Raw genomic sequence first — 21195 nt, 5'->3', positions numbered from 1 at the left:
GTCGCGGGCGCCGCTACGCCGGGTCACCTGCCGCGCGCTGAAGACGCTCGCAGAATACCGTTAAGTTATCGAAATTACTGAATTTTAGCCGATGTCGCCGGTCCGGAAGCTCTCCGGCGGGTCGCACTCCTCGGGCTGCGCTCGCTGGCCGGCGGCGAGGAGCGCCTCGGCCAGGAGCATCGCGTCGACCGGCCAGAGCTCGGGGGGGCGCGCGCGCTTCGCCCCTGCCTCGGGCAGCGGTCGGCAGGAGAGCACGAGGCGGCGAAAGCGGTCCGGGACCGCGTCCCGGCCGCGCGCGGCGCCGAGGAGCGCGCCGGCGATGGCGGCGTTCGTGTCGGTGTCGCCGCCGGCCATCACCGTCTCGACGAGCCCCCGCTCGAGCGAGGGCGCGTGGAGGAGCTGATGGAAGGCGTTCTGCAGGGCGATGAGGACCCAGCCGGCCTGGTGCGAGAAGCTCCGGGGCGGCGCGCGGCGCGCGGCCTCCAGCGCGGCGAGGACCACGCGCTCGCCGCCCCGCTCCGCCTCGGCGCAGGCCGCCTCCCAGGCGCCCTCGACGCCGGCGCCGCCCACCGCCGCGGCGATCGCCGCGACGAACGCGGCGGAGGCGGCGCAGCAGACCGGGTGGGGGTGCGTGAGCGCGCTGTCCTCGCGCGCCCACGCGGCGGCCTCCCGCGGGCGGCCCGCGCCGAGGATGCCGAGCGGCGCCGCGCGCATCACGGAGCCGTTCGCCTCGCTGGTCAGGCTCGCGGCCGCCCGGGCGCGCTCGCGGCGCGCGCCGGCCAGCGGCGCGCCCGCGGCGGCCGCGAGCGCGGTCGCCGTGGTGTTGCCGATGTCGAACGGGCGGGAGCCGTACCAGTGCACGTAGGCGTCGAGCGCTGCCTCGGCGACGAAGCCGCGCTTGCGCACGATCGACCGCGCCAGCATGATCGCCATCTCGGAGTCGTCGGTCGGCTGCCCGGCCAGCGTGTTCCACGTGCCGCCGTCGGCGAGATCGCAGACGCCGCCCGGATAGAGCGGCGCGATCTCCTCCGCGGTCCGGAACTCGACGAGCGCGCCGAGCGCGTCGCCCGCGAGCTGGCCGAGCAGGCAGCCCTGGGCGCGGGAGAGCGCGCCGGGATCCGCGACGAGCAGGCTGTGCGCAGGGCGCAGGAGGCCGTACGCGCCCTGCGGCGCGGGGATGCGGCCGTGGATGACGGCGTTCCACGGGCGCCGCGCGAGCTCCCGCACGACCGCCGGCGCGCCGCCGAAGAGGCGGCAGATCTCGCCCTCGCGCTGCGCTGTGTACGCGATCGGCGCGCCGTCGTCGTCGACGAGCTCGCCGCCCGCGGCGCGCACGAGCGCGTGCCCGGCCGCGTAGTCCCAGCTCCGCGGCCGGCTGAGCGAGACAGCGGCGACGCCCTCGCCGACCGCCGCCAGCGCGAGCCGGTAGGCGAGGCTCGGGAGCGAGAGGAACCGCGCCGGGGCGACGCACCGCGCGTTCCGGGCCGGGAGGTAGTCCGCCGACTGCGAGAGCAGCACGACGGCGTAGCGGTCGAGCGCGCCGCCGGCGAGCGAGGCCGAGACCGCGGCGCCGTTGCGCCGGATGGGCCCGGTGCCCTCTGCCCAGGCGATGAGATCGCCGTCATCGTCGGGGTAGGCGTACGCGAAGACGACGCCGAGCACCGGCGTGCCCTCGCGCAGCAGGCCGATCGAGATCGAGGCGCCGCGGTAGCCGTGCAGGAAGGACGCGGTGCCGTCGTTCGGATCCACGACCCAGCGGTGCGAGGGGTCCGCGCCGTCGCGGGCGCCGGTCTCCTCGCCGAGGAACGCGTAGGGGGTGGCCCGGGTGAGCGCGTCGCGCAGCAGGAGCTCGACCTCCACGTCGACGGCGGCGTGCGTCCCGGCGCCGCGCGGGCCGCCGGGGCGGTGGAACTCCGCGCGGAGGATCGAGCCCGCGCGGCGCGCCGCCTCGACGGCCAGCGCGAGGTCAGCGTCGTAGCCCATGCCGGTCCCGTGGCTCCACCGGGCGCAGCCTAGCCCAGGTCGGCGCGCCGGCCGCCGCCGGCGTCGCGATCACGTCCGGGAGGCGCGGCGCCGTAGCTGCGGAGGTCGGCGACGGCCGCGTCGACCTGCGCGACGATGGTGCGGGCGTGGTCGAGGAACGCCGCGCCGGCCGGCAGGAGGCGCATGCCGCGCGCGGTGCGCTCGAAGAGCTGCGCGCCGAGCTCATCCTCCAGGCCGCGGATGTGCCGGCTGAGGGGCGGCTGCGCGATGTGGAGCCGGCGCGCGGCGCGGCCGACGTGGCCCTCCTCGGCGACGGCGATGAAGTAGCGGATCTGCGACAGGCTCACGCGGACGATAGTACCGCGAACGCCGCCCGGGTGAGGAGCCGCGCGCGAGCGCCCGAGATCAAAACAGTATTGGATGGGCGGGCGCCGCGCGCGCATACGCCTCGCATGAACGTGGACATCCTCGGGCCTCGCGCGTGCGAGGCGATGCGGCGCGCCGGTCGCGCGGCCGCGGCGACCCTGGCCGCCGTCGGGGCGCGGCTCCAGCCCAACGTGACGACGGCGGACATCGACCGGTGGGTGCGCGAGGACACGGCGCAGCGCGGCGGCCGCCCGAGTCAGCTCGGATACAAGGGCTTCCCGGCGGCGGTGTGCACGAGCCGGAACCACGTCGTATGCCACGGGATCCCGCGGCGCGACGAGGTGCTCGCGCCGGGCGACATCCTCAACGTCGACGTGACCACGGAGCTCGACGGCTACCACGGCGACACCTCCGCGACGTTCTTCATCGGAGAGCCGAGCGCCGAGGCGCGGCACGTGGTGGACGTCGCCCGGCGGTGCCGGGACGCGGGCGTCGCGGTCGTGCGCCACGGGGCGCGGCTCGGCGACATCGGGGCGGCGATCGAGGAGGTCGCGCGGGCGGAGGGGTGCAGCGTGGTCCGCGAGGTGGGCGGGCACGGGATCGGGCGGAGGATGCACCTGCCGCCGCACGTCGCGCACACCGGCGTGCGCGGCGCGGGCATGCGGCTCCGCGTCGGGATGGCCATCACGATCGAGCCGATGGTCAACCTGGGCTCGCACCGCATCCGCACGCTCGATGACGGGTGGACCATCGTCACCGAGGACGGCAGCCTGTCGGCGCAGTTCGAGCACACCGTGCTCGTGACGCCGGACGGCTGCGAGATCCTGACGCTCTCCTGAGGTTCCGGGGGCAGAAGACGGCGGCCTCAGGGGCCCAGGCTCGGCGCGAACCACGCAGGAAAGCTGCTAGAATGGCGGTCCATGCGGCACGCGCTCGAGCACGGCTATGCGTTCGACCCCGATGACCCGCGCGCCCCCTCGCTGGCGGCATGGGAGCGCATGAGCGACGAGGAGCGCGCGCGGGTGGTGGACATGCTTCCGTCCGAGTTCGAGCTCGAGCCGCCCGAGGGAGATCCGCACCGGGTGGCCGCGTCGCAGGCAATCGAGACGCTCGACGCGTACTTTCGCCGTACCGGGCGGAGGGTTTACCTGTCCTCGAACCTCGCGGTGTTCTATCCGGACGAGCCCGCCTTCGCGCCCGATCTGCTCGCCGTCCTCGATGTGGAGCCTGGCGAGCGGATGAAATGGGTCGTCAACGCGGAGGGCAAAGGGCTCGATCTGGTCCTGGAGGTGGCCTATGCGGGCAACCTGGCCAAGGACTTCGAGCTCAACGTCGAGCGCTATGCCCGACTCGGCATCTCCGAGTACTTCATCTTCGACCGGCGTCGGCTGAGCCTGCGCGGCTACCGGCTCCCGCCGGCCGATACGGCGCGCAGGGCGCGAAGCTATCAGCCGATCATGCCCCAGGCAGGCCGCTTCGCGTCTCACGTGCTCGGGCTGGAGCTCGCGATCGTGGGCCCGAAGCTGCGCTTCTTCAGCGGGACGGCGAAGCTGGAGGAGGCGGACGAGCTCATCGCGCGGCTCGGGGTGACGCTGGACGACGTGCTCGCGCGCAAAGACGAGGCGGAGCAGCGGGCAGCAGACGAGGCGAAGCGCGCCGAAGAGGCGGAGCGGCGCGCGGCAGACGAGGCGAGGCGCGCGGCGGACGAGGCGAGGCGCGCGGCGGACGAGGCGAGGCGTGCCGAGGCGGAGGCCCGCCGCGCTTCGGACCTGGAGCGCCAGCTCGCCGAGGCTCTGGCGGAGATCGAGCGGCTGCGTCGCAACTGATCGCGACCGCTCTGCGCGCAGGCGCGGCGCCGGACCGGGCGCGTCGTGCCCGCGGCTGCCCTGTCCGTTGAAGCGTCACCTCCCCTTGGTCACCCACGCCCACACGAACTCGCACTCCATCGGCGACGCGCCGCTGTCGTCCGTCACCGTGACGGCGACGGTCACGTCGCCTTTCGGCTGGTCCTCGAACGAGCGTCGTTGCTCGGACGAGAGCGTCGCGACCGCGCGCAGGCCGCCCTGGGCGCGGCGCTTGTAATCGACCTTCATGCTGCGCAGGAGCGGCAGCTTGTCGTCGGGCAGGCTGACGGCGACGACGAAGCCGGTCGCCGTCTCGGCCAGGAGCCCCGCCGCCGCGGCGTGGACGCCGCCGATGTGGTTCTGCACCTTGCGTCCGTTGGCGAGCCGCAGCGCCACCCGCTCCGGGCTCACCTCGTCGAACTGGATCCCGGCGGTGCCCGTGAACGGCACCATGCGGTGGAACAGCGCGGTCTGCGCGCGAGAGCGCAAGAAGGACGGAAGAACCTGGAGCGGGGCGATCGAACGGGCGATGAGGTTCATCTTGGACATGACGGCCTCCGGAGGCGACGAGCAGCGAGCAGCGAGCAGCGAGCAGCGAGCGCGGCGAGCTTAGCGCATGCCGGCGCGGCGCCGCCCCCGGCGCGGACAACCCGCGCGCTCCCGGGATCAGCGCCGCCGGCGCTGCGCCCTGCTCACCGCGACCGCGGCCTCGTCCTCTGCCTGCTCCGCCTGCTCCATGTCGGGACGCGCCGTGTCCGCCGCGACGCGCACCCTGCCCTGCCGGTCGCCGCCCGCCGGCTCGACGCGCTGGCGCAGCGCCGCCGCGGGGCGCGCTCCGCCGATCGCCCGCGCCATCGCCACCTCGTGCCTGCGGCGGTGATGCTCGTGCCACCACCGCATGCGCTCGGCCTCCTCCGCCCAGTCGTCCTCGTGCGCGGTGAACGCGACGAGCCCGTGGATGGCGAGGCCGATCGCCCAGAGCAGCGGGACCAGCAACCCCCAGAGCTGCTCGACGCCGACCATGCCAAGGAGCACGACGAGCACCGCGTTGACGATGACGTAGATGCCGAGGTGCCGGTAGAAATCGCGGCGCTTGCGCCGGAGCCACGAGGCGCGCTCGGCGGCGGTCGATTCGACGGCCCTGCGCTCCACGTCGCGCGCGCGCAGCGCCCGGCTCGCCTCGCGCAGCGCCTCCGGGGCGACGCCCACCTCTTCCGCCGCGGCGAGCAGGTCGTCGAAGCCGAGCCGCGCGTCGCCGCGCGGCGCGGGGGGCTCCCCGCCGTCCGCCGAGGCCTGCCGCTCGATCGCGCGCGCGAGGACGTCGCGGACCTCCTCGGTCGAGAACCGCTGCGCTTCGGTCACGCCGCCGCGAGGCGCCTCGCCCCCCTTCGCGACGGGCGCCTGCGCAGCGAGCGCGACCGCCGCGGCGGGCGCCTCGCCACGCCCGGCCGCATCGAGCGCGCGCACGAGGTCATCCATCGACGCGAACCTGTCCTCGGGGCGCTTGGAGAGGGCGCGCAGCACGACCGCGCTCACCGCGGGCGGCACCGAGGCGGCGTCGAGCAGGGCGCGGTCGGCCTCGTCCGTGAGGATCGAGGCGACGACCGCGAGCATGTCGCCCGCGCCGCGCCAGGGCAGCCTGCCGGTGAGGAGCTCGAACGCGAGCACGCCCCACGCGAACTGGTCCGCGCGCCCGTCGAGCTCCCCGCCGCGGATCTGCTCCGGGGCCATGTAGACCGGGGTTCCGAGCTTGACCCCCAGGGCGGTCAGCGTCGGCAGCGCCGGGGCCTCGGTCGAGGCGATCGGGTCCGCGTCGCCGGCGGCGCGGCGGGCGATGCCGAAATCGAGCACCTTGATGACGCCGTCGTCGCGGACCATCACGTTTTCCGGCTTGATGTCGCGGTGGACGAGCCCCCGCCGGTGCGCCGCGGCGAGCGCCCGGCCGACGTCGGCGAGCCAGGCGATCCGGGTCGAGGCCGGCACCTCGGCGCCGCCGATGGCGCTGCGCAGGGTGCGGCCGGCGACGAGCTCCATCACGATGAACGGCGTCCCCTCGAGCTCGCCGACGTCGAAGATCGAGACGGCGTTCGGGTGGTCGAGCGCGGCGGCCGCGCGCGCCTCGCGGAGCAGGCGCGCGGCGGCGTCAGGGTCCACGGCGCCGCCCGCGATCACCTTGACCGCCACGCGCCGTCCGAGCCGCGCGTCGTGCGCGCGGTAGACGCAGCCCATCCCGCCCTGCCCGATGGCGGCCTCGATCGTGTAGCGCTCGAACGAATCGCCCGGCTTCAGCATGGCCGGCGGCGAGCGTAATGGATCCGCGCGGGCTTGGACAGGCAGCCCGGCGCCGCGACCGGCCCGATGAGGCGCGCCGCGGCGAGGCGGACGCCGAGGAAAGGCGCACGGCGGCGGGCCGCGGGGGCGAACTCGGCGGCTCACGGCGTCGCGGCTTGTGTAAGGTGGCGCCATGTCATCGCATCGAACGATGCTGCTCGGGGTCGCGGTCGGGGCAGCGGGCGGTCTGACGGCGAACGCGGTCGCGGCGGGCTCCCCGGCGCTCGGCTGGTTCGTCGATCACATCACCTATCCGGTGGGCCAGATCTTCCTGCGCCTGCTGTTCATGCTCGTGCTGCCGATCCTGTTCTCGGCGCTCGTCATGGGCGTCTGCGAGCTCGATCTGAAGCACGTCGGCCGGCTCGGCCTGCGGACGCTCGGCTACACGGCCGTCGTCTCGACCATCGCGGTGCTGATCGGCCTCGTCCTCGTGAACCTGATCCGCCCGGGCGACGGCCTGCCCGAGGCGGTCCGCGGCCTCGCGAGCGGCAGCGGGATCAAGGCGGCGACCGCTCCGGCCGACACCTCGCCGGTGGGGATGATCATCGCGATGGTGCCGGACAACGTCATCAAGGCGGCCGCCGCCGGCGACGTGCTCGCCGTGATCACGTTCTCGCTCCTCTTCGGCCTCGCGCTGTCGCTCACCCCGACCGAGGCGGCGACGCGGCTCCGGGAGTGCATCCAGGGGCTGTTCGACGTCTCGATGCGGCTCATCGAGGGGGTGCTCCGGTACGCGGCGATCGGCGTGGGGGCGCTGCTCTTCACGATCACGTCCCGGATGGGCATCGGCATCATGCAGCAGCTCGCGGCTTACGTGCTCACGGTGCTGCTCGGCCTCGGCCTGCACATGTTCGTTGTGTACTCGCTCTCGGTGCGCTTCCTGGGCGGGATGTCGCCGATCGCCTTCTTCCGGGGGAGCCGGACGGCGATCGTGACGGCGTTCTCGACCGCCTCGTCGAACGCGACGTTGCCGACCTCGCTGAAGGTGGCCGAGCAGGAGCTGCGGCTCCCGCCGTCCGTGGCGCGCTTCGTCCTGACGGCCGGCGCCGCGATGAACCAGAACGGGACGGCGCTGTTCGAGGGGGTGACCGTGCTCTTCCTGGCGCAGGTCTACGGCGTCACGTTGACCCTCGGACAGCAGGCGATCGTGATGCTCATCTCGGTGCTCGGGGGGATCGGCACCGCGGGCATCCCTGCCGGCTCGCTCCCCGTCATCGCGATGATCCTGGGGATGCTCGGCATCCCGCCCGAGGGGCTCGGCCTGGTCCTCGGGGTGGATCGGTTCCTCGACATGTGTCGGACCGTGATCAACGTGGTGGGGGATCTGGCGGCGGCCGTGTACGTTTCGCGGGATCAGCACCCGAAACCGCAGGAAGAGCCCGGGACGTGAGCCGAAATGGCCGACGCCTGCGGGTGATACCTCCTGGCTGAGGTCACGCGCAGGCGTCGCGCTCCGTGAGGTCTGGAGCCGCTGTCCCCGGCGGCTCGGGGGGTCGAGCCGCGCGGTTTCACCGACATCCCGGCGGGCGTCGCCACGCCGGGATGTCCTGGTGTCAGGCCGCCATCTTCATTCCGGGCATCATGCCCATCATGCCCGGCATCATGCCCATCATGTTCGGCATCATCATGTTCGGCATCATGCCCATCATGTTCGGCATCATGCCCATCATGTTCGGCATCATCATGTTCGGCATCATGCCCATCATGTTCGGCATCATGCCCATCATGCCCGGCATCATCATGTTCGGCATCATGCCCATCATGTTCGGCATCATGCCCATCATGTTCGGCATCATGCCCATCATGTTCGGCATCATGCCCATCATGCTGGGCATCATCGGCATCATGCCGCCCATGCCCATCATGCCCATCATGTTGGGCATCATCGGCATCATGCCGCCCATCGGCATCATGCCCCCCATCATCGGCATCATGCCCCCCATCATCGGCATCGAGCTCATTGGCATGTTCATCATGGCTAGTCCTCTCCGTCAGTCGTTTCGAGTGTTTGAATAACTCCCTGCCCGGAACGGAGCAACGTCGAAGACCTGGAGCACATCGCTTTCCTCCACGGGAGCGGACGGCCGTTCGTACGGAGCGGATGGCGTGTCGAGCGGAGCGGAGGAGCATCCACAATAGCGACAGCCCGTCGATGTCCTGGCCGGAGCAGACTCCTGGGAGAGGCGTCAAGTGTGCGAGATCTCGGCTTCATTGCTGGCACGTCACGCGACGGTTTCGAGCCGCTGCGAGGCGTGTTCGGCGCTCTGCAGTGACTTCGCCGGGCACGAGCCAAGGTCGAGTCTGCTCGTTCTCGGGCGACGGACCGGATCGGCTGGCTGATGGTAGGGGAGTGTTCTCACACCGTGGCTGAGCTCGCCGGCGGGAACATGGTCGCAGGCGCGGCCGCCGCGCGCGGAGGCGCCGGCGTCGCGGCGCCGGCTCCTCTACCGGTGCTTGATCGTCGCTCCCGTCGCAGGATCGCGCAGCAAGATCGGCACGTCCTCGTCTTTCTCTCGGCTCTTCAAGCGTGCCCGAGCCTCCTGGATCGACGTATCCACCGCTGCCGTCGCTTCTTCCGCCGCCTCCATCGCCGCCTCCCCTGCCCCCTCGACGCTGCCGCCGAACTGCGCCGCCCGCTTGTCCTCCTCGGTTCGCCGCGCCCGCTCGCGGTTCGCCTCGGTGTCGAGCGCATCGCTCGTCCCCCCGACGGGCACCGCCCCCACCTGGAAGTCCCCCACCCGCAGGCCCTGCAGCTCCTTCTTCAGATCGCTCATCGCGCCCGTCCTCCCTCCCGCCCTGCATGAGCTTGCCGCGGTTTCGCTCGAGCGACCACCGCGTCGTCATCGACGGCCACGTCGAACCTCCATGGAACAAAACGGCGCGCGGCCGAGGCACTGCCCCGGCCGCCGCGCCGACTCGCGAGGAGCAATCACGCGACAACCATCAGGAGAACGAGCGGTGCTCCGGCCGGACGCCCGCTGCCGTCGTGGTGTAGGCCGAACGGTAGTCCGTCACGAGCCAGACCAGGGCGACGGCCACGCCCGACGCCAGGAAGAAGTTCCTCGCGGCGTTCACCTCGTCGAAGTTGAACAGCCAGGGCGCCGCGACCAGGAAGACGGCGACCACGGCCTCGAGCGCTCCGTGAACAGGGAACGGGATGACCTTGGCGGCGCCCAGCGGATACGCGGTGAGCAGCGTCATGCCAACGTGCACGGCGCCCAGGATGTAGCACAGCGTCTCGGCGAACCCGCTGAAGCCGAACAGCGAAGGGGCCAGGAGGAACAGGGCCGCAACCGCATAATCGATGTATCCATGAACTCGAGGCGACAGGATCTTCATGACCGACTCCTTGCAAACCAATGTTCTGTTTGAGTGCCTTCGTCGGTCCGAGAAGCTGCAAGGCGCATGCCGCAGAGCGGCTCGGCGGAGCGGATCCGTCCACCCGGCGAGCTCAGCCACCCTTTCATCGATCCATCGCGCGGGATACCGTTGCCTGCGGGCCTGTGCTGGCCCTGCGCGATGAACTGCCCACGTCGACAGCAGCGTTCCGGGACAGCCGTGCGCCGCTTCGAGGCGCACGGCCCCCGGCGGCGAGCGCTCTTCGTGTGGCACATTGCCCCGACAGCGCCCACCCGCCACATGACATCGTCGCACACGCTTCCTGCAATGGCAGAAAAGGCGTGTTGTTCCGGCTGTCCAGCGCGCTCGCCCGGCTGCCCCGCCCCGGGTTGCGCGGGCGGCAGCGTCGGCCCCGGGGAGCGCCCTCAGGGGGCTTGTTCGAGGAACTTCACGAGCGCGTCTCGGTATTTCTCGAACGCCTCGACCTGCGGCAGGTGGCCCACGCCGGGGAGCTCGACCAGCTTGGCGCCGGGGATCGCCTGCGCGGCCTTCTTGCCGAGCGTGGTGTAGTCGCCGAGCGCGTCCGCGGCCTCCTTCGGGGCCCACGCCTTGCCGAGCGCCGTCCGGTCCCGCAGCCCGATGAGGAGCAGCGTGGGCGTACGGAGGCGCGGCAGCTCGTAGACGACAGGCTGGGTGAAGATCATGTCGTACGTGAGGGCCGAACACCACGCGACGCGCGGATACTCGGGGTGCTCCGTCCAGCCCGCCTGGATCTCGATCTGGCGCTCATACTCGGGCTTCCACGCGCCGTCGTAATAGCTCTTGCGCTGGTAGTCGCGGATGGTGTCGCGCGTCGCCTGGAGCTCCTGCTTGAACCAGGCGTCGACGGAGCGGTACGGGACCACCGTCTTCCAGTCCTCGAGGCCGATGGGGTTGACGAGGATGAGGCGCTCTGTGCGATCCGCGAACATGAGGGCGAAGCGCGCGGCGAGCATGCCCCCCATCGAGTGACCGACGACGGCCGCGCGCTGCACGCCGAGGGAGTCGAGCAGCGCCCGCGTCGTGTCGGCGAGACCGTGGAAGCTGAACTGGTAGGCAGCGGGCTTCGTCGATTTGCCAAACCCGATCTGATCGGGCGCGATGACCCGAAAACCACGCTGGGTCAGCGCCCGGATCGTCGGCTCCCAGTGGCTCGCGGAGAAGTTCTTGCCGTGGAGGAGGAGCACCGCGCGCCCGTTCGGCTTCTCGGGCTGCACATCCATGTATGCCATCCGGAGCTTCTGGCGCTGCGACTCGACCTCGAAGTAACGGACCGGGTAAGGATACGTGTACGAGGTGAGCTCCGGGTCGAGGCCCGCCGCCGCAGGCGCGGCCTGCGGCGCCGCAGAGGGCGCGGTCGGCGGCGCCGCAGAGGGCGCGGCCGGCGGCGCCGCAGAGGGCGCGGCGGGCTGGAGATCGGCGCGGGGCGCCGGCGCGCACCCCGCGGGGGCGAGCGAGAGGAGGAGCAACGCGAGGACCGGGGTGAGCGAGGGCGTTCTCAACAGGAGACCTTCCAGGTGACGTGCCAGAGGGGATGACGAGGGCCGCGGCGACTCGACCGCGGCGCGGCGTGCCCCTCCCCGCCCGCTCCGCCGGGCCGCGGGCAGATCGGGGGGCAGGCCGTCCTTTATTTCGCGGGGGTGACCAGGAGCTCGGGATCGACGCGCGTCTCGAAGAGGTTCATGCGCCAGTCGAGGTGCGCGCCGTTCGTGCGGCCGGTCATCCCGACGGTGGCGATCACCTGACCCTGCTTGACCTCGTCGTTCACCTTGGCAGCGAAGGCGTGCAGGTGGATGAACGTGGAGGTCAGTCCGTGGCCATGATCGATGATCATGGTGTGGCCGCTCAGCGGAAGGTTCTTCTCGACGAATACGACCTTTCCGCAGGCGGGCGCTCGCACCGCCGCCCCGACGGGCGCCGCGATGTCCACGCCCCAGTGGATCCCACCGTCCGTGCCGTTGAGCACGCGCGGCTGGCCGTAACGCGACGTGATCGGGCCCTTCGACGGCCAGATGAAGCCGTCCTTGTAACAGTTCTTCTTCGTGTACTTGTTCCGGATCGCGTCGAGCTTCTTGTCGGTCTGCGTGAGCTTCACGCGCGTCGCCATGTCGAGCTTGACCATGTTCTCCGGCAGGTTGTCGACCTTGTCGACCTCGAAGGTGCGCTGCTCCACGTCGAAGAGCTTCTCGAGCACCTGTCCATCGTCGAACGTGATGGTCAGCTTCTCCTGCGCCGGCGCGTTGCGCGAGAAGGCGATCAGGAACTCCCCCTCATCGCTCACGGTCACGCGGTGGCCCGGGAACGCCATGCGGCGCAGCTTGCCCGTCAGCTTGGCGCGGAGGAGTCCTCCCTGGACGGCGCGCCCCTCCACGGAGAGGCGGCTCGCGTCGGCCGCGGGCGGGCCGGCGTCCGCCGCGTCCGCGCTCGCCGCGGGGGCCGCGGATGCGCCGGCGTCGGCCGCCGCGCCGGGATCGGCCGACGCCGGAGGCGGCGCGCTCGCCGAGGCAGGCGGGGCCGCCGAGGCGGCCGGCGCGGCGTCGGCGGCGGCTTCAGCACCCGCGTCGGGCGCGCCCGCGGGAGCACCGCGATCACACGCAGCAACGGTAAGCAGGCTTACAACGATGGCGGGGATACGCATGCGCGCGATCGTGCCAGAATTCGCGCACATCGACGAAAATAATGCGAATGCACGCACGGAGCGATGCCGGCATGCAACCTTGCGGTGGAGCGGTGGAGCCGCGGTCGACGAGCGAGCGATCAGCCCGCCGCCGCTGCTGTCGGCCAGCGTGAACAGCGGGTGATGCGAGCCGGCCGCGACACCCGATCTGGGCGAGCGCGGCGCGGCCAGTGCGGAGGTGGCGGCCGGATTCAGCGATCCGCGCGCTGGGTGTCGTGCTGCGGCTGCGGTCGGCCCTGGGGCCGACCTTGCTGCGGCCGAGCCTGCGCCTGCGGGCGACTCTGCCCCTGCGACCCGGCGTGCGCCTGCGGGCGACTCTGGCCCTGAGGCCGACTCGGGTCCTGAGGCCGACTCTGGCCCTGAGGCCGACCCTGCATCTGCGGGCGCCCCTGCGGTTGCGGGCGACCCTGCCCCTGAGGCCGACCTTGCGCCGGCGGACGGCCCTGCCCCTGCATCGCGGGCCTGGGGTCGAGCTGGGCGCCGACGAGCCCCGGGATCTCGAGGATCGGCAGGCGCTTCTGGATGAGGCGCTCGATGTCGGCCAGGAACGGGCGCTCCTCGCTGTCGCAGAACGAGAGCGCCACCCCCGACGCCCCGGCGCGCGCCGTGCGGCCGATGCGGTGCACGTAGCTCTCCGGGATGTTCGGGAGGTCGTAGTTGATCACGTGCGAGATGTCGTCGATGTCGATGCCGCGCGCGGCGATGTCGGTCGCGACGAGCACGCTCGTCGTCCCCTGCTTGAAGCTCGCGAGCGCCCGCTCGCGCGCGCCCTGGGACTTGTTCCCGTGGATGGCGACGGCCTCGATGCGCGCGCGGCCGAGCTGCTGGACCACGCGGTTGGCGCCGTGCTTGGTCCGGGTGAACACGATCGCCCGGCGCAGGGCCGGATCCTTGAGCACCTGCTCCAGCATGGCGCGCTTGTCGGACCGCTCGACGAAGACCACCCGCTGGTCGATCTTCTCGGCCGTCGTGGCCACCGGCGCGACCTCGACCCGCACCGGGCGGCGCAGGATGCTGTTCGCGAGCTTCTGGATGTCCGGCGGCATCGTGGCCGAGAACAGCAGCGTCTGCCGGCGCTCGGGCAGCATGGCGAGCACGCGCCGGATGTCGTGGATGAACCCCATGTCGAGCATCCGATCGGCCTCGTCGAGCACGAGCGTGTCGAGCCGGCCGAACGGGGAGACGCCCTGCGAGCACAGGTCGAGCAGCCGGCCCGGCGTCGCCACGAGCACGTCGACGCCGCGGCGCAGCGCCTCCATCTGGGGGCGCTGCCCCACCCCGCCGAAGACGACCGCGGTCCGCAGGCCGAGGTTCTTGCCGTACGTGACGAAGCTCTCGCCGATCTGCGCGGCGAGCTCGCGCGTCGGGGTGAGCACGAGCACCCGGAGGGCGCGCGGGCCGGCCGACACGCCGCCCTGCGCGAGGCGCTGCAGGATCGGCAGCGCGAACGCGGCGGTCTTACCGGTGCCCGTCTGCGCGCACCCGAGGACGTCGTTGCCCTCGAGGATGGGGGGGATGGCCTGCTCCTGGATGGGCGTCGGGGCGGTGTACCCTTCGGCTTCGATGGCGCGGAGCAGCGGTTCAATCAGCTTGAGATCGGCAAATTGCATGGACATCGGGCTCCAGAGGAGCGCCTCCTGACAGGTCGAGACGTGCGCCGCGGCACCGCGCCCTCCATCGCGGAGGGATCGATCACGGAGAGCTGCCGCCCTGCGCCTCCTTGAACGGAGGCTGCGAGGCCCACTTGACAGCGACCGAGCACCGCGACCCGTGCCAGGTCAGTCCGAGGCCGCGACTCTAGTACGCGATGGTGAGGAAGTCGAGGAGCGACCGCGCGTCCGTCTGCCGCGCGCTGTACGATCAGCGCGCCGCGCGGCGGCGGCGCGAGCGCGGATCGCTGGCATCTTTCGGCTTCCGGGGCGCGCGCCCGCGCGCGAGCGGGCTTCGTGAGCTCGGCGCGTCGTGCTACACCCTCGCCCGCGGCGGGGGCTCGCCCCGCGTCGCCCCGCGCCTCGTCGCGTCCCTTCTTCCATCCGTCCTTCCGCAGCACCGCAGCACCATGGCCGAAACCGCCGAAGCCCCGAACCCGCCGGCTCAGGCCGGGCGCTCTGCTCCCGAGGACCACGGCGTCCCGCGGCGCCGCGCGAAGTCGAAGCGGCGGCGCTGGATCCTCGGCTCCCTGGCCGTCTCGGCGGTCGCCGGCGCCGGGCTGTGGATCGCGGTGCACCGCATCCCCTGGATGGGCCCGCTCGTCGCGAACGGGCTGCGCTCCGTGATCGGCGCCGAGAACGTGACCGCGATCGAGGAGACCGCCTACGGCGTCGAGGATCGCGTCCACCAGCTCGTCCGCAAGAACGAGCCGCCGAAGACGTACTGGGAGGTGCCCGCGCAGGCGCCGGAGCCCGCCGCGCCCGTCGCGAGCGCGGACGCCGGGGTCGCCCCGGCCGTCGTGACGGCGGCGTTCCGGCCGAAGGACGTCGGCCCCTCGCACACCGCCTGGCCGGCGCCCGGCGACGGGCAGTGGGTGCCCATCGTGGATCGCGCTCGTCCGGGCGACCCGCCGCGCCTCTACAAGACGCTGATCCACCCGGATCCGCACCGCTCCTGGGCGGAGCTGTTCGTCGTGGCGGTGGATCTCTCGGGGGTCGACGTCCACCTGATGGCCGGCTCGCGCGAGCCGGCGGCGACCACCGACGAGGGCAAGGCCTACGAGCGGCTCGCGAAGATCCCCGAGGCGCACCACGGGCGGCTGCTCGCGGCGTTCAACGGCGGCTTCATGACCGAGCACGGCCAGTGGGGGATGCGGGTCGACGACGTGACGCTCGTGCGCCCCCGCGACAAGGCCTGCGCCCTCGCGCTCTACCGCGACGGGCGGATGCAGGTCGCGCCGTGGACCAGGATGGCCGCCGACGAGGGCGGGATGCGGTGGTGGCGGCAGACGCCGAGCTGCATGGTCGACGAGGGCGAGCTCCACCCGCTGCTCGGCGGGTCCGGAGGCCGCAACTGGGGCGCCACGCTGGACGGCAACACGGTGATCCGTCGCTCCGCGGTCGGGCTCGACCGCGACGGCAAGGTCCTCTTCGTCGGCATCAGCAACCACACGACCGCGCAGGCCATCGCGCTCGGGCTGCGCCACGCGGGCGCCACGGCCGTCGCGCAGCTCGACGTGAACTGGTCGTACCCGAAGTTCCTGACCTACGAGCCCGGCGAGGGCGGCGCGCTCATGCCGGTCGCGCTCGCGAGCGGCTTCGAGTTCTCCGAGGACGAGTACATCCGCAAGCGGTCCCTGCGCGACTTCTTCTACCTGACCCGCAAGGACCCGGCGCCCGGAAGCGGCGCGCCGTGATCGCGCGCCGCGCGCGGCCGCCCTCCCCCGGCGGCGGCGCGTCGCCGCGACGGAGGCGGCCTCAGATGGAGCGGCACGCGAAGATGTGCTCGATCGCGTCGACCACGAGCTGCTCGACCTGGTACGCGGAGATCTCGGCGGCGCTCGCGAAGCGCAGGAGATCCATCGGCGGCGGCCTCACGACCAGGTAGGCGAGGATCTCCGGCGCCGCGCGCCGCTGGATGACCGAGAAGGCGATGAGGTCGCCCCGCGGCGCCGCGTTCACGCCCCGGATCCCGAGGAGGAGCTCGATGCTCGGCGTCTCGGGCGCCTCGTCGCACGCGACGCGCGGGGCGTGGCCGGCGGACCGGAGCTCGGCGGCGATCTCCTCGAGCACGGGCCGGATCACGGCGTCGCGCGCCGCGCGGAAGGCGTCGTCGAAGGCCTGGCGATCGCCCTCGAGCTTCTCCTGCTGCCGCGCCGCGTAGCGGCCGGTGATGAGCGCCAGGCGGTTCTTGCTGTGGTCCCTCACGGCGCCAGGAGGAGCACCTTGACCTGGCTCGGGACGATCGACACCGCCGGGCAGTTGGTCGAGTTCGTGATCGTCATGCTGGTCATGCGCGTGGCCGGGATGCCGCCGACGAGCACGGTGAAGGCCGCCGTGACGTGGCGCGACGGGCCCATCACCATGCCGGAGGCGACGCCGAGGGCGACGCCCGGGTTGTCGCCGTTCGTGAGCGGCACGGTGGTCGCCATGTTGTGCGCCGGCGCGCACATGAACAGCACGTTGTACGCCGCCGGGATGCCCATCGGCTGCATCGCGATGTTGGGGTACGGGATGGGGGTCGGCGCGGGCATCGGCGTGAGGCACACGTCGGGCGCGCCGAGCGACATGCCCATCATCTGCGTGTTGGCGAACATGTCGTCCTCCTCTCAGCCCAGGTGGATCTGGGAGCCGTCGATCTTGGTCAGCCCGCCGCTGTTCACGAGCGTCGTCTCCGCCTTCACGTGGAACGCGGCCCGCGCCTCGAACTCCAGGTACTCGGCGCGCACCACCTCGGACCGCGCGATGAAGCGGTAGGCCCGGTCGAGCCGCTGCACGAGGCGCTCGGCGACCGTCTCGACCGACTGCGCCACGGTCTTCACGCGGTCGACCTTCGCGGTGAGGCTGTCGCCGAGCAGGCTCAGGACCCCGACCACCGCATCTGCGCGCCCCGCCTGGAGGCGCGCGGAGCCCGCCGCGATCGCGGCCTCGCCGGGGGTCGCCACGTCGACCCCGTCGCGCCCGCTCACCGAGAGCCTGCCCGACGCCGCGGCGATCTCGAGATCGCCCTCGACGGAGAGCCGCGCCGCCGTCGCGTCGTCGCGCTCCAGCACCGCGAGCACGTGGGAGCCGCGCTCGTGGTGCGCGACGAGCACCTCGTCGCCGAGGGCGGGCTCGAGCAGGCAGCTCGCGGCGCGCCGCGCCTCGAACTCCCCCGAGCTCGACCTGAGGCGCAGGCCGCGACCCGAGACCCCCACCACGGTCGCGACCTCCTGCATCGGCCACGCGAGCTTCCTTGCCAGATTGTCTCTCATCGGTACCTCCGTGCTGACCCCTATCGGCTCTCCGAGCGCCGCTCCGCCTCGCTCAGCTCCTCGTCGTCGCCGAGCGCCGCGGACCGGTTCGTGAATCGCGTGTCCTGCTGGCGCGTCCGGTGGAACCGCGCGCGGAACAGCGTGCAGCGCGAGAAATCCGCGTTCGCGAGATCCGCGTACGAGAAATCGGCGTACGTCAGATCGGCGCCGGCGAAGCTCGCGCCGGCGCAGCTCGCGCTCTTGAAGATCGCCTGCTGCGCGCTCGCGCCCTCGAGGCTCGCGCCGTCGAGGCGCGCCTTCACGAAGAGCGCCTGACCGACCTTCGCGTTCTTGAGCGTCGCGTTCGTCAGGCTCGCCTCCGCGAAGAGGGCCCGCTCGAGGTTCGCCTCGTCGAGGCGCGCGCCCACGAGGGAGGCCCCCTTGCAGTTCACCTGCACCATCCTCGCGCCGCGGAGGTCGCAGCCGGTGAGGTCCACCTCCATGAGCTGCGCGAGCGTGAGATCCATCCCGGAGAGGTCCTGGCCGCCGAGCTTGCCCCCGATCAGCATGGTCCGCTCGAAGAGCGCGCCGCGCAGGCGCGCCGTCGACAGGTCGGCCTTGAGCAGCGCGGTCTGCTGGAGCCGCGCGCCCTCGAAGACCGCCCGCGCGACCTCGGCGTCCACGAGCGCCGCGCGGTCGAGGTTCGCCGCCTTCAGGCTCGCCTCCTCGAGGCGCGGCTTGAGGAGGCTCGCGATGGTCAGGTCGGCGCCGTCCAGCGTGGCGCGCGACAGGTCGCACTCCACGAGGCTCGCGGCGACGAGGTCGGCCTCGCGCAGGTCGGCCGCGAGGAACGTGCACCGGTCCCACACCCCGTGGCGGAGGCGCGCCCCCGGGAGCTTCGCCCCCTCGAACCGGCAGTCGGAGAAGACCGACTCGTGGAGCTTCGCGCCGGTCAGGTCGGCTCCCCGGAAGGACACGCGCTCGAACACGGCCCCGGAGAGATCGGCGCCGCGCAGGTCCGCGCCCGCGAGATCCTCGTCGGTCACGGGATCCGCGTTCGCGACGCGCTCGAGCAGATCGTCCTTGGTCATCGCTTTCGCCTCGGGAACAAGGTCCGGACGACGTGGGCGTCCTTGAAGCTCGTGCGCGTGTCGCCCTCGGCGCCCATCAGGTTCGCGCGGAACAGGTTGGCCCGCAGGAACGAGGCGCCGTGCACGCGCGCGTTCTGCAGCATCGCCTCCATGAGGTTCGCGTCCGACAGCTCGGCGTCGCCGAGATCCGTGCGCATCAGCCGCGCCCCCTTGAGGCTCGCGCCCGCGAGGCGCGCTTCCTTGAGATCCGACTCGCTGAGATCGCAGCCGTCGGCCCGGGCGCCGGTCAGCCCGGCGCCCTTCATCGAGGCGCCGCGCATCGTCGCGAGCTCGAGCTCCGCGCCCGAGAAGTCGGCCCCGCCGAGCCGGCACTCGAGCACGAGGCGCAGGTTGTTCGCGCGGGCGCCGCGGAAGCAGGCGCCCTCCGCGCCCGTCTCGACGAGCGCCGCGGCCTCGATCACGGCCTCCGCGAGGCTCGCGCCGGCCATGCGACAGCGGAAAAACGTTGCTTTTCGAAGGCTTGCGCGATCGAGGCGCGCCCCCTCGAGGTCGCACTCGTAGAAGAGGACCTCGTCCGCGATCGCGCCCTCGAGGTCCCCGCGCGGCAGGCGCGCCTCGAACAGATCGGCGCCCCGGAGGTCGGCGCGGGCGAAGCGCGCCTCCGCGAGCTCGCCGCGGTGCAGGATCGCCCTGGCGAGGCGCGCGCCCCCGAAATCGGCGCCGCGCGCGCGGATCTCGCCGAGGTTCGCGCCCTCGAGGCCGACGCCGTCGAGCCGCGCGCCCTCCAGGTTGGCGCGCGCGAGCACGGCGCCCGACAGGTCCGAGCCGGCGAGCGCGCAATCGCGCAGGTCCGCGCGCTCGAGGAGCGCCTCCCGCAGGACGGCCCCGGACAGGTCCAGCCCGCGCAGATCCGCGCCGGTGAGGTCCCAGCCGGTCATGGGGGCGCCGGAGGCGAGCGCGGCCTCCACCCGCGCGCGGAGGTCCTTCTGCGCGGCCTCGTCCGGGAGGGCCGCGGGCGCCATGTGGTGCGCGGCCGTCCGGTAGCCGAGGAGCTGGGCCTCCTCGAGCTTGCGCAGCTTCGCGAGGAACGCCGGATCCTCGATCTGGGCCTCGAGCTCCTCCATCGGGGCGCCGAGCTCGCGGCCGGCCTGTGCGGTCTCGCGCATGCGGGCGAGGTGCTCGTCCGCGCGGAACCGGGGCGGCCCGCCCGCGCTCTTCGATTTCTCGATGACCGCGTCGAGGTCGATGCCGTGCTCGGCGAGGCTCTGGCGCGCCTGCCCGAGGGCCTCCTCCTGCCTCGCCTTGGCCTCGGCCTCGATGCGGGCGCCCTCGGCCTCGACCCGCTCGATGTACTCGGGCAGCTCGTCCAGCTTCGGCGGCGCCTCGGGCGGCGGCAGCTCGCGCGGGATGCCCTTCTCGTCCGGATCGAGCCCGAGCACGCGCACGGACATGCGGGCCTTGTCCAGCTCGCGCTGCGCCCGCTCGCGTGACCGCCGCTCGAGCACGCCCTCGCGGCGCAGGAGGTCGTCCATGTCGCTGAACTTCTCGTCCGGCGGCGCGGCGGCGCCGGGGTCGGGCTCCGGCAAGAGGTCGCGATCGCGCAGCGCGACGAGGTGGCCCTTCTTCTTGTCGAGGCGCTGCTCGAAGACGGCCTGGTAGTGGGCTTCCGGCCGGGGGGCGCCGCGGCGCTCGAGCGCCGCCAGCAGGCATTTCACGTCGCGCCCGTCGTCCTCCTCGACGCGCGCGACGCCCCGGAAGATCGCGATCATGCGCCGGATGTTGGGCAGGAGCACGACCGTCTCGAGCCGCGTCGCGACCTCCTCGAGCGCGTCGCCGCGCGAGGCCCGCGTGACGAAGCAACGCGCGGCGAGCTCGGTCACGCGGCCCGTCAGCGTGGCCTCCTCGGGGTGGAGGTGCTCCAGGGCGAACGGCTCCCCGCCCTGGAAGAAGCCGGGCAGGCGCTGATCGGGCGGCGCGACCATGAAGTACTCCGGGTCGAGATCGCGCGCGAAGCCCGGGAAATCGTTCTCGAGCCACGCCGCGTCGTACGTCCCGAGCTTCGACTGGCGCTCGGGCCAGGTGGCGTCGAGGGGGCCGAACGCCGCGGGGGGCGGCCGGTCGTTCGGCGAGGTGATGAGGTGCTTCGGGTGCTCGATCTGCGGGAGCAGTTGGGTCTTCTTCCCGTCCTCCTCGACCGTCGCGAGCCCCGTCCCGATCGGGTTCGGCGCGAAGCCCGGCCCGCCGAACGCCTTGTCCCAGCCGAGGGAGAGCTCGGTCAGCGGCTCGGGCTCGCTCGGCACGCCGCGCTCCCAGCGGCGCTTGCCGACGACGTACACCGCCTTGTCGACCGGGCCGACCTGGACGCGCGCCCGGAACGCCGGGCGCGGCTTGCCGCCCGCCGCGAAGGCCTTGCCGAAGACGAGGACCTCGCCGCGCGGCTTCGGCAGCCCCTCGTCGAGCGCGACGTCCTTGCCGAGCTGCCTCGGGATCTCCTGCCACATCGAGATCTCGGGGAGCGGGAGCTCCGGCGCGTCGAGCGGGAGGTACGCGGTGAGGCCGAGCGCGAGGAAGCGCTGCTGCTTCAGCTCGAACACGCGCTGCAGGATGGAGATGCGCTGGGGTTTGATGATCCGCATAGGGGTT

General features: G+C 72.6%; 19 protein-coding genes. 4 read left to right on the top strand and 15 right to left on the bottom strand.

The genetic code is table 11. From position 1 onward, the window contains the following. Positions 1-84 precede the first annotated feature (84 nt). Together WME96_RS18195 and WME96_RS18190 are read right to left on the bottom strand one after the other, a co-directional pair. Complete coding sequence (locus tag WME96_RS18195) at positions 85-1983, bottom strand: inositol monophosphatase family protein (RefSeq protein ID WP_437291385.1); 1899 nt, start codon at positions 1981-1983, stop codon at positions 85-87. A 29-nt stretch (positions 1984-2012) separates the two neighbouring features. Further along, entirely contained in the window at positions 2013-2330 is a 318-nt protein-coding gene (locus WME96_RS18190; protein WP_434047976.1) for a LysR family transcriptional regulator, read from the bottom strand. Between the two features lie 105 nt (positions 2331-2435). On the opposite strand from WME96_RS18190, the gene map reads away from it, so the two are divergent. After that, positions 2436-3188, top strand: a complete 753-nt coding sequence (map, locus tag WME96_RS18185; RefSeq protein ID WP_437291384.1) for a type I methionyl aminopeptidase — start codon at positions 2436-2438, stop codon at positions 3186-3188. A gap of 81 nt (positions 3189-3269) precedes the next feature. Further along, positions 3270-4175 (top strand): Uma2 family endonuclease, encoded by a 906-nt coding sequence (locus WME96_RS18180; RefSeq protein ID WP_437291383.1) that lies wholly within the window; start codon positions 3270-3272, stop codon positions 4173-4175. A 75-nt stretch (positions 4176-4250) separates the two neighbouring features. Here the strand turns inward: WME96_RS18180 and WME96_RS18175 are convergent, their stop codons facing one another. Continuing rightward, entirely contained in the window at positions 4251-4742 is a 492-nt protein-coding gene (locus WME96_RS18175; protein WP_437291382.1) for a hotdog fold domain-containing protein, read from the bottom strand. A 117-nt stretch (positions 4743-4859) separates the two neighbouring features. Further along, entirely contained in the window at positions 4860-6485 is a 1626-nt protein-coding gene (locus WME96_RS18170; protein ID WP_437291381.1) for a protein kinase domain-containing protein, read from the bottom strand. A gap of 172 nt (positions 6486-6657) precedes the next feature. On the opposite strand from WME96_RS18170, the gene WME96_RS18165 reads away from it, so the two are divergent. Next, on the top strand, positions 6658-7914 hold the full coding sequence (locus WME96_RS18165) for a dicarboxylate/amino acid:cation symporter (protein ID WP_437291380.1): 1257 nt from the start codon (positions 6658-6660) through the stop codon (positions 7912-7914). Positions 7915-8077: 163 nt separating this feature from the next. On the opposite strand, the gene WME96_RS18160 is transcribed toward WME96_RS18165, so the two are convergent. The 6 genes from WME96_RS18160 to WME96_RS18135 all read right to left on the bottom strand — a co-directional run bounded on the left by WME96_RS18160 (position 8078) and on the right by WME96_RS18135 (position 14189). After that, positions 8078-8500, bottom strand: coding sequence for a hypothetical protein (locus tag WME96_RS18160; RefSeq protein WP_437291379.1), 423 nt, complete (start codon positions 8498-8500; stop codon positions 8078-8080). Between the two features lie 468 nt (positions 8501-8968). Beyond that, positions 8969-9298, bottom strand: coding sequence for a hypothetical protein (locus WME96_RS18155; RefSeq protein ID WP_437291378.1), 330 nt, complete (start codon positions 9296-9298; stop codon positions 8969-8971). Positions 9299-9467: 169 nt separating this feature from the next. Continuing rightward, the gene (locus tag WME96_RS18150; protein WP_437291377.1) at positions 9468-9863 is read right to left on the bottom strand and encodes an SPW repeat domain-containing protein; all 396 of its coding nucleotides are present in this window, start codon (positions 9861-9863) and stop codon (positions 9468-9470) included. Positions 9864-10288: 425 nt separating this feature from the next. After that, positions 10289-11404 (bottom strand): alpha/beta fold hydrolase, encoded by a 1116-nt coding sequence (locus WME96_RS18145; protein WP_437291376.1) that lies wholly within the window; start codon positions 11402-11404, stop codon positions 10289-10291. Positions 11405-11529: 125 nt separating this feature from the next. After that, positions 11530-12540 carry a M23 family metallopeptidase gene (locus WME96_RS18140; RefSeq protein ID WP_437291375.1) on the bottom strand — a complete coding sequence of 337 codons (1011 nt, stop codon included), beginning with the start codon at positions 12538-12540 and terminating at the stop codon, positions 11530-11532. A gap of 230 nt (positions 12541-12770) precedes the next feature. Beyond that, positions 12771-14189, bottom strand: a complete 1419-nt coding sequence (locus WME96_RS18135) for a DEAD/DEAH box helicase (RefSeq protein WP_437291374.1) — start codon at positions 14187-14189, stop codon at positions 12771-12773. A 449-nt stretch (positions 14190-14638) separates the two neighbouring features. On the opposite strand from WME96_RS18135, the gene WME96_RS18130 reads away from it, so the two are divergent. Then, entirely contained in the window at positions 14639-15925 is a 1287-nt protein-coding gene (locus tag WME96_RS18130) for a hypothetical protein (RefSeq protein WP_437291373.1), read from the top strand. A 61-nt stretch (positions 15926-15986) separates the two neighbouring features. Here WME96_RS18130 and WME96_RS18125 read toward each other — a convergent pair whose 3' ends face one another. The 5 genes from WME96_RS18125 to WME96_RS18105 are packed head-to-tail and all read right to left on the bottom strand — an operon-like array spanning position 15987 to position 21188. After that, positions 15987-16436, bottom strand: a complete 450-nt coding sequence (locus tag WME96_RS18125) for a hypothetical protein (protein ID WP_437291372.1) — start codon at positions 16434-16436, stop codon at positions 15987-15989. After that, a complete protein-coding gene (locus WME96_RS18120) occupies positions 16433-16825 on the bottom strand; it encodes a DUF4150 domain-containing protein (protein WP_061607782.1) in 393 nt (130 codons plus the stop codon). The genes WME96_RS18125 and WME96_RS18120 overlap by 4 nt, the downstream gene beginning before the upstream one ends. Before the next feature lie 12 nt (positions 16826-16837). Next, positions 16838-17482 carry a DUF3540 domain-containing protein gene (locus WME96_RS18115; RefSeq protein ID WP_061621026.1) on the bottom strand — a complete coding sequence of 215 codons (645 nt, stop codon included), beginning with the start codon at positions 17480-17482 and terminating at the stop codon, positions 16838-16840. Between the two features lie 20 nt (positions 17483-17502). Beyond that, positions 17503-18552 (bottom strand): pentapeptide repeat-containing protein, encoded by a 1050-nt coding sequence (locus tag WME96_RS18110; protein ID WP_437291371.1) that lies wholly within the window; start codon positions 18550-18552, stop codon positions 17503-17505. Further along, a complete protein-coding gene (locus WME96_RS18105) occupies positions 18549-21188 on the bottom strand; it encodes a DUF2169 domain-containing protein (protein WP_437291370.1) in 2640 nt (879 codons plus the stop codon). Before WME96_RS18105 ends, WME96_RS18110 begins: the two co-directional genes overlap by 4 nt. Positions 21189-21195 lie beyond the last annotated feature (7 nt).

The sequence above is a fragment of the Sorangium sp. So ce406 genome (genome assembly GCF_051474675.1).
Classification (GTDB): domain Bacteria; phylum Myxococcota_A; class Polyangia; order Polyangiales; family Polyangiaceae; genus Sorangium; species Sorangium cellulosum_G.
The sequence above is the reverse complement of the archived record's forward strand: the minus strand, read 5'-3'. Positions and strand labels throughout refer to the sequence as shown.